Below are 12,430 nucleotides of genomic sequence, written 5' to 3'. Positions count from 1 at the left end.
TCGTGGCGCTTCAGGACCAGTTCTGCCAAGGCGAAGACGACAAGAAAGAGAGCAGCAAAACCAGCGGGTAACGAAGAGTTATCCACACCGGAATAGATGTACTACGCTGTCTCGGGGTGGGTCAGATTTAGATGAAATCGGTGGGTTAAGACTCGGTGGAAATCAACAAGATGACCTAATCGGCCGCATGCTATGGGCCATTAGCGAGCCTGACGGAACGCCTGCAAGACTGTTTGCGGAGCACTCCCCAGCACCGACGCTGGACTGGCTTCCGCACTTTTGCGACACGCGGTTCGAGCACAGAGACCTCCCTCGATTCGGCGTTAGTCCAGACAAAGAGGTCGATGCGAAACTACGATTCAGCTTGGCACATCGGCCGATGCCATACAGCCTGGCGGCCGAGATGAGTATCGTCAGCCACGGGGGCAACCCGCGCTCCATGGACCGCGTGATGTCCTATCTCGCTCTGTGGCTGGTGCGATATCTCGATGCCCCAGAACTGCTCCTTTGGCTTGCCAGTCGCGGCGGCCACCTTAGCGAGCCGTTTGCCAGCCAGGTTCGCAAGAGGCTCGAAGAAACGGCACAAATGGAGGAGCGGGAGAGCGCCGAAGAGATTAAGCGATTCAAGGATGACTCCCCGCATGGCATTCCTCGACCCGCGATGCGCACGTTGTGGAACCTGGTTCTGCTGGGGCGCGTCGGGTCAGCCAATACTGACTTTCACATTTTCGAGTGGGTGAGGCACTTCCTGCGAGAAGGCATGACCACGGCGCTGCGCTTGCAATTCAAGCAAATTCTGGGTGCCCGAGTGATTTTGCGCAAGCCAATCCGGTTCCGGAGCGAAACACCCGTTGATATGGAGCACCAGCAACAACTCCGACACCTTGTGAACGCCGAAGTTGTCCTGACGGATGACCATCTGCGAATAGCGATGGAAGAAGTCAAAGACTCGCTTCAATGGCAAAACGCCCTTCCGGAGCTATTTGGAATTGCGTGCGAGGCGCTCCGTGACGTGCTGGACCTGATGAGAGAAATTGGACAAGCAAATGAACGTAGTGACGCCAGCATGTGGGACATGCCGTCCATCATTGCGCACTGGCAGAACCGACACTACAAAGATTGGACCCTTCTGATTGCGCTTGTCCGCGATTCTTGGAGCGCGATATTTCAGTCTAATCCCGAACGAGCGCACGACCTCATGAATACGTTGCGACAGACGCCATATCCGACGTTTATGAGACTCGCGCTCAACGCGGCACGCGAGGAAGGTGACAAGTCGACCGGAGCTTGGGTCAAATGGCTCCTTGAGGACGACGCATGGTGGCTAACCATGCCGATACTCAACACGTTGGCTTGGGTCAACAAGAACGTGCGCAGCTTCGAAAAGTATTGGCCGGACAGGAAGCTTGTCGGCGTTACAAGCGCGCAGGTTCCCCCCGGCGCCAGCAATTTGACGCATAAGGCCATGAAAAGTGCGTACAAATTCGGCTGCGCTTCGATGATGTCCGCGAAGTGCTCTAGGTAATGCGTGACCTCGGCGGACGGCATCTTCCGGAACGGTGGGTTGCAAACCACAACGTCGAGAGCCCCGAGCAGTGACTGAGCTCGTATCAGCGAATCGCCTTGGTGAACCTGGAACTTCGGTCGCGCACCAGTCGCGACGACTTCGTCATGCAGAACCATCAGCAGGAAGTGCTTTGACATCTCGCACAGAGCAGCATCCTTATCGAATCCGAGGAGGTGGCGCTGTACGTGGTCAAGAATTTGCGTCGCGGATGTTCCTCGCTCGCGCAATGCATCGCGCATGCGCATCGCAATTGGCGCTAGGAACGCGGCACCCCCACACGCGGGGTCACAGAACTTCCGGACCGAAAAATCCACGCCACTCGCGGACAAGTCATCCAGCAGACGTTTGGTCAATGATGGCGGCGTAAAGAACATCGCCAGTTGCTTACGGCGCTCTTCGCCAGCGAGCTGAGCATAGGCCGAGGAGAGCCAGTAAATCGCCTCAAGAAGGTCCTTTTTCTTCACGAAGTCGACGAATGCAGCGACGGCCGGGGCATTCCGCAATTGCGCATTCGCCGGCAGGCCGGAACGCGGCAACCCCGGGAACGACTCCTTACACCAGCGCATTAATGCGCTACCCATGACCACATCTGTTCCGAGTTGCGCCCCTTGCATGACAGCCCGAAGAGCGCGGACGAGGCGGAGGAACTGGGATTTTGTGGTTGGCGTCATTGGCAGGTGGCTATCGAATCTGCTCGCTGCATCGGTCTAGGTCTTTAATGGCTTTCAGAGCGGACTCGGGCGCCTTGACCACAAGCTCATCGCATGTCGCCTGCGCATCAATGTCAGTATGACCCCGCCGGCAGAAGCTCCGGCCAGTGTTATCCACTGGGCCTAGCTTGCTGCGATTCCCCACTCGGCAGTCGTGGCGGTCCCCGTCTCGCGTATGGAAGTCTACTATACGTTCACGTCAAACAATGGATTGGCCGAGTTCACATCTTATTTCAACGTGTGATTCACCTGCGTTTCTGTTTCGGCAATACTTTGAGGAGTGTGGCGGGCGCGAAAAGAGTTTGAATGCTAAAAACGCGACCTTAAAAAAGACCGTAGGTGCTGCCTCATGGCGACATCCTTACGATACGCTAGTCGATTCCATCACACTCGCTCGGTCAGTCAGTGCACCCTCGCAACCGCTATTCTGTCACGTCGTTAGCGTTCCGGGACGGCCCAAATCCCAGGTAATGCCGCCGCCGAAACTTTGAGGTCAATGTCGAGGGGATAATGCCGAAGCAACCGTACCGCAACCGACCTAGCATGTCCGCAACTCACAATGTCGTCAGAAGATGCAAGCCGCCGCAAGAACTCTCGCGTCTCGATGACCGATTTCGTTCGCTCATATGCCGTCGTCATCAGCTTTGCCTGCAAGCAGTTCCTTCGTCACATCCGAGAACGACTTTACATCGTTAATAGCACACCAATGCTGCCAAACATAGTCGGCGTTGGTCGAGTGTCCTGGAAGGCCTATCAGCTGATAGACCCGGCCTGACCGCGTGCGGCCCCGCAACATTTTGTAGTCGAATGCCACGATTGCAGAACTGACGCGGCCACTAAAATCTCGCTCGTCCGCTCCGACGAAGTGCCTGGTCCCGGCATCGATTTCCAGAACTCGCCACCTGGCGATAGAAACCTCGGGCTGGGACATTACTGACGCGATGTTCCACAAGGCCATAGCGGCCTCCTTCATCTGAAGTCCGAGCAGCCGTCTGCACAGCTGGTACAAGCGCATGGATTTCCAGTTTGCGACCGGCCCCAAGCCAGAGAACTTCCCAGGCTTGCAGACGAGCATGCTGCGTCGAACACGGAAGTCGCATCTCGGGGGCGTGGCGACAAAACGTGCTCTCAATCCAACGAACGTGGGCTGCGTCCCGGCGGAGCCGTCGATGTGACTGGCTCGCAGCACCGCCTCATATTTTTTCTTATGCGGGCGCACTGGCGTGAGTTTTCTCACGCAACACTCAGTCTAGGTCGTGGGCCGAAATACGCAAGAAAAATTAGCTTCCAAGCCACCGTTACGGTTGGGGTGAATTCGCCAAAGCGACGCGATGAAGCGCGGAAGTGTCCAGAAAGCGGTAGATGCTTTCAAAGCGACACACAGTCGCGCATTGAAGAAACAATGTCGTCGAGAACGAGCCGCTGTCGACTTGAGCTTGCAGCGATTCGGACGGAAGGCTAACACCGATTTCCTGCAGGCGATTCGACAGCATCTGCCAGTTGAGCCAAGGTTGCCCCGTCATTTCGGCAGCGAACACGGCGGCAGCCCGGGCCTCCCATGTCTCCGGTGAGGAGAGAGCGCTCGCCCATAAATATGGGTAGTCCGTGCGCGAGCCAGCGATGAGCTGCAAAAAGAAGGCAAACCGGAACGTTCCCCTCGAAACCTTCGCCTCGACAGCGTGTGCTGACTCCGCGAGGCCAAGCTTCGCGAGTTCGCCGGCTAGTTCCGTGTAGCTCATATCTTGCCGCGCGAGCACTACCCGGGCAGCGCGAGATGCGAGCTTGGCCCAGCCGTTTTCCGCGCCGGAAGCAAATTTGACTTGAAATTGCACTGACATGCACTATTTTCTGTGTGAGGAAACGCACACGACTCTTTCAAGAAAAGTAAAAGAATCGCCCAGCAAAGAGTCCCGTCATTATCCCCCGCCACTACCAGTTTGGACCGTCTCTCTAGGATATGTCCAACCCCGGCGGGGCTACCGGAACCACGCGACCATGGCTCAAGTCATGTACCTCGGCATTGAGGGCGTCTTGTTTGCGCACCGTCCCGCCAACATTAGACCACGGTGCTGCCAGCACCAACCGCCGCGCGTCACCCCGCTGCCCCTACTGCCGGCAATTTCTCGCCTCCTTGCCGGCCTACCAAACGTATCTGTCGTTATCAACTCACGATGGGTTTGCGACGTTGGCTATCAAAGCCTCCTGAGGCTGCTCCCCGACGAAATTGCGTGCATGACCATCGGCGCGACGATGCCTGGCAATCGCTCGCACAGGCGCAGCACTACTGCGTCTCGCATCGAAATCCTGCGCGCCGACATACGTCGACGATGTCCGGCTCGTCTTGCCATAGTTGACGCGTCACCGTATGCAGTTCCGTACGAGTACCTGGCTCAAGCGGTGCACGTGACGAAAGCGATGGGCGCGCGAGAGATAGCCGAGATTGTCGACCGCATCGTGCAGCTGCTGGATGCCGACGTTGCGGAAATCGATGAGGATTCCGATTTTCTTGCATAGAGGCATATATGCTCGTCTATCTGAACTTCGATGGTGTTCTTCATCCGAATCATCTCCAGTATCGATATCGCCGCCCCCCCGAGTTGCTGTCGCCAAGCCATACGACCTTCGAGTATGCGCCGGCGCTCGAGAACGCACTTGAAGGCTGCCCGGATGCCGCCGTCGTGCTCAACACGTGGTGGACCTACTATCTCACCGTCGAAGCTTGTCTCGAACTTTTACCTGCATCCATTCGGCCAAGGGTAGTAGGCACCACACTCGTGGGCGGAATTGATGAGGCACCACTGCCCAATCGGGTACGCGAAGCGGAAAGACACATCGGTGTGCAGACAAACGAGCTTTTAGTCCTCGACAACAGCTCCGCCCGATATGGTGAGAGCCTGCTCCCTCAAGTGCTACTGGTCAATGAGGAAACGGGCTTATCGTGCCTCTCCGCGATGAGAGCGCTCAAGAAACGCTTGCACTCCCAATGGAGTCGAGCCGCATCTGACAAAATAGACCGGCAGCCGGTGCAAATTCCCTCAATACGAAATGGGCGGAAAACCGCTGTTCGTCAATTGACGGAGACCCCATCAGCCGACCATCGAGAAGAGTGAAATTGTCGATATATATTTAGAAAACCGCAATTGTCGACTAAAGTGACAGAGCATTTTCGAATGATATTCTCGCGCCAAACTGGTATACAAGGAGAAGTTGCAGTTTTAGAATTTAGCATCTCTTCGACCCTAGGAGGCTCGTCACCGGAAGCTTAAAACCTCCCCCCACCGAACCGGCCAACTTGGGCTTAGTGACCGTGCTTTTTCGTCCCCAGAAACGAGAAAGGGTCGCTAAGCCCAAGCGAACTTGAACCGCGACCCTGGTGGCTCCTCAAAAGAGAAAACCACGACTGGCAGTCAAATTTTCTCACGGGAGCTATCGGGCGTCAAAGACTTTGCTCGTCCTAAACGAGCGCGGAGCCTTTCTCAAATGCGCCTAAGTTTCAGTGAAAATCGCCCACCGTCTCGCGTTTCTCAGCATGTTATCCCGCGTTGGTTGCCCCAAACCGAGCGGAATATCAAAATAAGAACGCGACCCCATTTTATCACCGCTAGTTCCCCCGGTTTCCTCGCCTCTCCGCCCCCGCCATTCGGCCCGCTCGGCACCCCACCATCTCCTCTTATCGCTCCCGGCAAAGCCAACCACAGGGGCCGACTCTGGGCAGCGATGCTCGCGACCGGACTGTCGTAGACCCGGTCGCAGGCAACTGTCGCCGTTAAGGCATTTTCGCTGTCAGCGCGGCGAAAAGTGTCATCTCGTCCGTGTTTCGCAGGCACGTAGTTAACCGTACCGCGAGGCGGACGTGAGTCAACTCGAAGTTCATTCGCGGAGAACAACATGCACACAAAAACGCGCCGGTCATCGTTCACCAGCCAGCTTGACGATTTCGCCTGGCGGCTAGCATCTTTCAGCGCGCTTGCGTCGCAATCTCGGAACGTTATCGAGCGCTCATCACGCACACCGGGCATGCCTCGTATGCCAGCGCCCGGTCCAAGTCCGGACGAAAAGAAGAATCGGCAAGACCCGCAATGTCCCCGCAGCATCGCGCGATTGTGCCGAACTTCGGCCCTGACGCCGCCGGAACATCCGGATGTATTGGACCGTGTTTCAAAAACAGTGCGACAGGTCAAGGATTTGCATGAAACCCCGAGTGCCCCGTTGGTTCTCGTGAAGCTCCATGGCTTCGACAAGATTCTCGAAGTGACGTTGTCACCACCGGGTAGCTTGCACGAGGCGACTGTCCATGCACCGGATTTTATGTCGGTGGGAATTACGATGCTGACCAAAAGCGGAACGTTCCGTGTTGCCTCGAGCCGCGCCGCGTTTGTGGAATGGCGAACATACCTCGACGACGGCCCTGAGGACAGGATAATGCGCGAGGCCAACAGGTGGCTCGCTGCAGCCACTATGAAGAAACGGCGGCCGGGGCCACATGAAGATGCCGGTCTGCTGACAAACCTCTACACATCGCACGACCAGTGGGAACGGGTTTGCCTAACGATTCGCATCTTCAAGAGCGACGGAGGGCGTCGTCGACTGTCGCATATCCGCAATTGGTCGCCCTCCGCAGGGAGCGGAAAATGACCATCGAGCTTCCGGTCAAACTTCCGCCGCTCTCGACTTGGCAACGGACCGAGGCGCTCTGGCTCGAAAGCCGCCCCGGCGGCTTAGCAAAACCGTTCTCGGATGAAGAACTCCTCGCCGTTATGGACGAATGGGGCACTCCGGAGGAGGGACGGAAATACATCATCCGAGCCCGAACGGAATCGCCTTCACGACGTGTTGGAGGGCGCGCACGCAACGTCGTCACACGCTATACACCGCTCAAACTGGATGACCGCGTTGCCACGGAAAGCAGAAGCGTCGAATTTGCAGCATTGTTCCGGTACGACCTGGACGGTACGACACGCGAACATTACTGCCAGCCACCGCAAGTAGGCATCCCAACGAAAATCCGGCGGACGTCTCGGCGCGGCAAGGTCACCGAATACACACATACGGTGCCGTACACACCGGACATTTTTCGCCTGACTCCGAACGGCCCCTTCGTGGAAGAGTGGAAAAACGAGGAGAAGCTGGTTGCGCTTGCGAAGAAGTATCCGTTTCGTTTTTTCAAATCGGAGGACGACGCAACGTGGCACTGTCCAGAGCGAGAAGAATATTTCAAGGCGCTTGGTATCACGTTTTGCCTGCGCTCCTCGGCCGAGCATAATCAGCGATTCGTTGATAATCTCAGTCATCTGCGCGCGTATCTCGACAACGAGATGTCGACGCTGAGGGAGGATGCATGGTCAGCAATCGACCGCATCGTCAGCAAGCGCGGAGCAATGAGCATGGCCGCCCTCTTCGCCCTAGCGTTCGACGACCGAACACCGTGGAACGAGCCGCTTGTGCTGCCGACACCGCCGGGTAGATTTCGCGTCGATGATGTCCTACAAGCCATCGCAGATAAGCGTCTGTTCGTCGACCTGGACTATGACGACCTTTCGGACCCTGCGTCCGTCGTCGTTTGTTCGAGCTTGGAGCAGCTCGACGCTGTGAAATGGCGTCGACCTCCACCTCATACGGTATCCACACACTTCGTGATGACAGTCGACGTCGGCACCGAGTTTATGTTTCGCGGAAAGCCGGACGTTTACACCGTAACAGCAATGCCTTCCGGCAAGGTCCTCTATCGAGACTCCGAATCTCGCGTGTTCGAAGAGATGCCTGAATTGCGGTTCCAGCAGTTGCTGCAGGACGATATCCACCTGCTGTCGACACCGAAGTCGACGGAAGAACTACTTGCTCAATGCGAGTACATCACCGACGAGCAGATTCAGACAGCCCGGCGACGTTTCCAGCTGGTCAAGCAGCTGGAGCACACCGCCATACCGCATCCCTACAGCGCCCGCACAATTCAGCGGTGGCAGCAGAAAATTCGTAGCGCCGGCGAATCTCGGCCGCTTCAAATGCTAGCGCTCATCCCGCGACGCCCGGGCGGAAGGGGGCCACAAATCCTTGACGAAGTGCTTGCGCTAATTCGCGAGGTTGCGCTTGGGGCGAACAATCCAACGAATCCTTCCGGAAGGCACTCATACGATGCCTTCGTTCGCCTCTGCCGTGAGCGTGGCGTCAAGCCATGCTCGCCCAATACTTTCTATCAGCGTTCCGCAGTTTTTCGTGACGTTCGCTCACGCGAAGGCGACCGTAGGGCTTATAACAAGGAGCCAGCCGTTTGGTACCTGCGCCGCGGTGACAAGATACATGGGGGCCGGCCGTTCCATCGAGCCCATATCGACCACACCAAGCTCGACATCATCATCAAAGCCCGCGGCCACGGCGGCAGGACTTACAGACTAAGGCCATGGCTCACCACTGTGATTGATGCCGAAACTCGTGCGGTTCTCGCGTTCTACCTTGCGGCGCATCCACCGAGCACTGTCAGCTGCATGATGGCAATGCGTGCCATGGTTGCCCTGCATAAGCGCGTTCCTGACTTCCTGGTCTGCGACAACGGGAAGGAGTTCCACTCGAACGCCTTCGACAATTTTTGCGACCTGAACGACATCACGCTTGAGTTTCGTCCGGCACATGAATCTCGATTCGGCAGCGTAATAGAGCGCCTATTCGGCACGACCAATCAGTTGCTGATTCATCAGTTGGCCGGAAACACCAAGGCCACGCAGCACGTGAGAACGCTGACACGGTCCGTTGACCCTATGCGAGCGGACCATCTCTCGTTCGTCGAACTGCACGGGCTTCTCGATTACTTTTTCTTCGTCGAGTACAACCGCGAATGGCGGCACCCCGCGCATGACCACACACCCGACGAATACATGAAAAACCGGTTCATGGTGACCGGGCGCCGGCTGACACGTCTGAGGCCCTATGACGAGCGCTTCATGCTTCAGACCTTGATACCTGTCAGCCGCGGCGGTACTCGGGAAATCGACAACCAGATGGGTATCCAGGTCGGGCGTATCTGGTATTGGGCCGATGAATTTGCCGCTCGTCGTAACAGAAAGAAGGTTGAAGTTCGCGTAGACATGTGGAACGTTTGCGTCGCCTATGCCTGCATCGACGGTCATTGGGTCAAATGCGTCTCTAAGCTCCTTATGCAGTACCGACACCTAACTCAGATTGAACTCCGGTACGCCGTGTATGAGGTGCGCCTGCGCCTACGCGCTGCGCCCGAGGGTAGCTTTGAGAGTGTTCTGCGTGATGTGCTTGCCGAGCACAATGTCCCTGTGGCTGCCGATGTGACTGGCGCTACGCGGCTCATCTATGGCAAGCCCCATCTGACAGAAATCGAAAGCGCAGAGGAGGTTGCTGAAGTTTCAGGCACTGACCACGTCGACGCCTCGACGGAAAACAGCGCGTCGGCACCGCACGATGAAGAGCGTGTTGACGAAGCGCTAGTGACGAATTATCGGCGTCGGGCTAACGACGCGCCACGTCCGAACCCACCTCGCACTTTCGGTCGCTTCAAAATCGACTACTCCCATCTACCTGTAAGGAATCCTATTTAATTGAACTAAAGGTCGACCATGATTACCCGCGAACAGGCCATCACCGGCTCGCCCGAGGACAAGGCCGCATACATGAAGGCAACCTGCGTTCCGCACCGAAATCTCGATGCGGTGATGCATGAAGTGCGCAGCCGCATGACTGCAGGTGCCGGTCTTTCCATAACGCTGGTCGTGGGCCCGCCTGGAGTGGGGAAGACGACCTTTGGCCGCAAACAGTTGCAAAGCCTCTTGTCCAGGTATCCGGTACAGCTTCAGGAGAAGCGTCACATCATTCCGGCCGTGATGAGCGAGGTCGATGCCGCTGACAGAGGCGAATTCAATTTCAACCTTCTCTACAACCGCCTCTGTGCCGACCTGATGGCGCCCAGCTCTTTGGATGGACCCGTGTTGCTCGAGAATGTCAGCGAGCCCGCCGACCCCGTTCGAAATAGCCGGATGATGTTTGAACGGGCGCTTAGGCGCCGCGAGGTAAAGCACCTGATACTCGACGAGGCGGTGCATTTCACCAACTCTCTGACTGACCCACTGCAGTACGGAAATTTGCTGAAGTCATTGTCGAATCGGTCTGGGTTCAACCTGCTTCTACTCGGGGCATACGGATGCGAACAGCTCGTGCTCGCGTCGGCGCAGTTAGCGCGGCGCATCGGCGTTGTTCACTATCCCAGATACTTCCAGACTGACCGAGATTTCACCGAATACTGCACCTTCGTGAAGTCACTGCTTGCCCACCTTCCGTATGGGTTCGATATCGACATCGAGAACCGGCTCGAGTACCTCTTCGCCGGCACATTCGGATTGCCTGGAGCCACAGTTGATGTGCTAACGGGCGCTGCAGGCCGATGCTGCGAAAGTAAAAGGAAAGTATGGAGCGATGCGTGCCTCCTGAAGAGCATGCCGTCGAAAGAAGCTCAGCGGAAGATTGCTCGAGACACGATGGTGGGCGAGGCGGAGGTCCAACCGTTCCTCCAGATGGAGCGTGAACACGACTACGCCACCGAGCAGGATATTCGGAACGTATTGCTGCTCGAGGAGCAGACGCGACGCAAAATCAACGGGAGGATGCACGGATGACAGAGTTGACGAGTACTGCATGCAGACCCGGCGGCTGGCCGGAAGATGCGCCGCCACGGTCGGCATTGTTTTCGCTGAACCCCGAGGGTCACAGCGGTGACGACCTGGAAGACCTCGCCAGCTACTTCCGTCGTCTGAGCGAGGACCATTGCATGCTTCCGTGGACGCTAGCCTTTCGCTCAGTCGTGCCGTTAATTGGGTCAGGGTCGACAGGATGGCGTGCGAAGATGGCGTGCTACTGCTACGGGCTGGCGACGTCTGGAGTGACAGAGTTGGCCGACAGTTGGGCCAAAGCGCTCAACCACGCGACGGGCCGCAACGACCTCCAACTCCACACCCTCGTTCCTTTGAAGGCGGTTGTCCCGCCGACCAAGCTGTTGTCGCCAATCGAACGGTTCTGTCCGATTTGCTACACGCAGGATGAGAGTTCGGAGCGGCCAAAATATAACCGTCTGCTATGGGCGATTGATTGCGTCGCCGCTTGCCCGCTGCACTGCGTCCAGCTTCAAGCAGTTGATAAATCGAATCGCAACAACGACAACCTCTTCTGGCTCCACAGACAAGGAAAGCGCGCCAATGCGAGCAGTTTCTGGCTGCCCGGAATCTCAAGAGTCAACGGACGCAGTCTGGCGAGCGACGTTGGAAAGCCAGCGAATGAGGAGGACGTCCAGTTCGCACGGCTCGTCGCCGATTTAGTCGACGACCTGCATCATCACCCACATGAATTTCACGACGTCGGTGCGCCGACGAACTTCCTCCGTTATGCAACCGAGGTGCTCTTCGCTGGCAACCTCTCCCATTTCGCCCAGCATCTCGGCGTAAGCAAAGGAGCGCTTCACGAGTGGACATCGGGAAAAACGCGCCCGAGCCTCCCGCGTCTGGCGCTCATTGCGTTCTGTTGTGGCGCCGCTATCTCGGACGTGATTCTCGGGAACAAGGTGATGCTGTTCAAACGCCCGGCTCCGGCTCGGCCGACTCAGCTTTGCGTCCGCAAACGGAAAGGGGCTCGCCGGCCGCGGAATGAACTTCGGCAGGAGTTTGAGCAGATAGTCGAATCAGGGCGAGCGTCTTCCGCGCGCGAGGCCGCAGACCTATTGGACGTCTCGACCAAATTTCTGCGTTCGCTCTCGCCCACGCTGAACCAGCAACTCGTGGATGCCGGGCAGGAGCGTGTGCGCCGCACTGCAAGGGAATTGGAAGATTTAAAGTTCCACGAGTTTCGGAAATCGTTCGACGCTATTGTCGCGAAACGGGAAAAGCCCGTAAGACGTCGAGTACAGCAGGACGTTTTCGAAAGGACCGGTTTGAGCTTTCGGTACAAGCAAGCCGGCATCTTCCTTGAGCGAGTGCGTTGCCTTGCAGGCGTCGATGCCCGCAGCGGGGCGGGTGGCCGTAAGAGCGGAGGCCGTCGGAGACGACGACAGGAAAACCGTCCAGCTATGGACTGATATCTATGGAAAAACAACCAATTCGTGTCGAAAACGACATTAATTGATTAACTCCACAGGGAGAAAACCGCT

At 57.0% G+C, this 12,430-nt stretch carries 11 protein-coding genes; 6 read left to right on the top strand and 5 right to left on the bottom strand.

All coding sequences use genetic code 11. The features are described from left to right. Positions 1 to 703 precede the first annotated feature (703 nt). From FFS49_RS42600 to FFS49_RS16895, 5 genes are all read right to left on the bottom strand, one after another. Positions 704 to 958, bottom strand: a complete 255-nt coding sequence (locus FFS49_RS42600; RefSeq protein ID WP_224756090.1) for a hypothetical protein — start codon at positions 956 to 958, stop codon at positions 704 to 706. Between the two features lie 209 nt (positions 959 to 1,167). Continuing rightward, a complete protein-coding gene (locus FFS49_RS16910; protein WP_224756092.1) occupies positions 1,168 to 2,133 on the bottom strand; it encodes an N-6 DNA methylase in 966 nt (321 codons plus the stop codon). 582 nt (positions 2,134 to 2,715) lie between these two features. Further along, positions 2,716 to 2,916, bottom strand: coding sequence for a BPSL0761 family protein (locus FFS49_RS42930; protein ID WP_105815493.1), 201 nt, complete (start codon positions 2,914 to 2,916; stop codon positions 2,716 to 2,718). Next, on the bottom strand, positions 2,900 to 3,514 hold the full coding sequence (locus FFS49_RS42595; RefSeq protein ID WP_224756089.1) for a hypothetical protein: 615 nt from the start codon (positions 3,512 to 3,514) through the stop codon (positions 2,900 to 2,902). The genes FFS49_RS42930 and FFS49_RS42595 overlap by 17 nt, the downstream gene beginning before the upstream one ends. Positions 3,515 to 3,575: 61 nt before the next feature. After that, positions 3,576 to 4,115, bottom strand: a complete 540-nt coding sequence (locus FFS49_RS16895) for a DUF6471 domain-containing protein (protein WP_105815492.1) — start codon at positions 4,113 to 4,115, stop codon at positions 3,576 to 3,578. Between FFS49_RS16895 and FFS49_RS16890 the strand changes: the two genes are divergently transcribed. The 6 genes from FFS49_RS16890 to FFS49_RS16865 all read left to right on the top strand — a co-directional run bounded on the left by FFS49_RS16890 (position 4,114) and on the right by FFS49_RS16865 (position 12,358). Beyond that, positions 4,114 to 4,791: an HAD domain-containing protein gene (locus FFS49_RS16890; protein WP_308727764.1), complete on the top strand. Its 678-nt coding sequence runs from the start codon at positions 4,114 to 4,116 to the stop codon at positions 4,789 to 4,791. The two genes, FFS49_RS16895 and FFS49_RS16890, sit on opposite strands and share 2 nt — an antisense overlap. An 8-nt stretch (positions 4,792 to 4,799) precedes the next feature. Further along, the gene (locus FFS49_RS16885; RefSeq protein WP_105815490.1) at positions 4,800 to 5,387 is read left to right on the top strand and encodes an HAD domain-containing protein; all 588 of its coding nucleotides are present in this window, start codon (positions 4,800 to 4,802) and stop codon (positions 5,385 to 5,387) included. Positions 5,388 to 6,165: 778 nt separating this feature from the next. After that, on the top strand, positions 6,166 to 6,912 hold the full coding sequence (locus FFS49_RS16880; RefSeq protein ID WP_224756088.1) for a hypothetical protein: 747 nt from the start codon (positions 6,166 to 6,168) through the stop codon (positions 6,910 to 6,912). Further along, entirely contained in the window at positions 6,909 to 9,839 is a 2,931-nt protein-coding gene (locus FFS49_RS16875) for a DDE-type integrase/transposase/recombinase (RefSeq protein ID WP_105815488.1), read from the top strand. Before FFS49_RS16880 ends, FFS49_RS16875 begins: the two co-directional genes overlap by 4 nt. An 18-nt stretch (positions 9,840 to 9,857) precedes the next feature. Further along, entirely contained in the window at positions 9,858 to 10,910 is a 1,053-nt protein-coding gene (locus tag FFS49_RS16870) for an ATP-binding protein (protein ID WP_105815487.1), read from the top strand. Next, complete coding sequence (locus FFS49_RS16865; RefSeq protein ID WP_224756087.1) at positions 10,907 to 12,358, top strand: TniQ family protein; 1,452 nt, start codon at positions 10,907 to 10,909, stop codon at positions 12,356 to 12,358. The genes FFS49_RS16870 and FFS49_RS16865 overlap by 4 nt, the downstream gene beginning before the upstream one ends. The last annotated feature ends 72 nt before the right edge of the window (positions 12,359 to 12,430 follow it).

The organism is Burkholderia sp. 4NA327C6, assembly GCF_005502655.1.
GTDB lineage: Bacteria > Pseudomonadota > Gammaproteobacteria > Burkholderiales > Burkholderiaceae > Burkholderia > Burkholderia contaminans.
The sequence above is the reverse complement of the archived record's forward strand: the minus strand, read 5'-3'. Positions and strand labels throughout refer to the sequence as shown.

What these genes read in the sequence shown, in the direction of transcription:
- FFS49_RS42930 (WP_105815493.1), bottom strand. Translation starts at nt 2,916, where the DNA reads ATGACGACGGCATATGAGCGAACGAAATCGGTCATCGAGACGCGAGAG.
- FFS49_RS16910 (WP_224756092.1), bottom strand. Translation starts at nt 2,133, where the DNA reads ATGCGCTGGTGTAAGGAGTCGTTCCCGGGGTTGCCGCGTTCCGGCCTG.
- FFS49_RS16870 (WP_105815487.1), top strand. Translation starts at nt 9,858, where the DNA reads ATGATTACCCGCGAACAGGCCATCACCGGCTCGCCCGAGGACAAGGCC.
- FFS49_RS16885 (WP_105815490.1), top strand. Translation starts at nt 4,800, where the DNA reads ATGCTCGTCTATCTGAACTTCGATGGTGTTCTTCATCCGAATCATCTC.
- FFS49_RS16890 (WP_308727764.1), top strand. Translation starts at nt 4,114, where the DNA reads ATGCACTATTTTCTGTGTGAGGAAACGCACACGACTCTTTCAAGAAAA.
- FFS49_RS16895 (WP_105815492.1), bottom strand. Translation starts at nt 4,115, where the DNA reads ATGTCAGTGCAATTTCAAGTCAAATTTGCTTCCGGCGCGGAAAACGGC.
- FFS49_RS16865 (WP_224756087.1), top strand. Translation starts at nt 10,907, where the DNA reads ATGACAGAGTTGACGAGTACTGCATGCAGACCCGGCGGCTGGCCGGAA.
- FFS49_RS16880 (WP_224756088.1), top strand. Translation starts at nt 6,166, where the DNA reads ATGCACACAAAAACGCGCCGGTCATCGTTCACCAGCCAGCTTGACGAT.
- FFS49_RS16875 (WP_105815488.1), top strand. Translation starts at nt 6,909, where the DNA reads ATGACCATCGAGCTTCCGGTCAAACTTCCGCCGCTCTCGACTTGGCAA.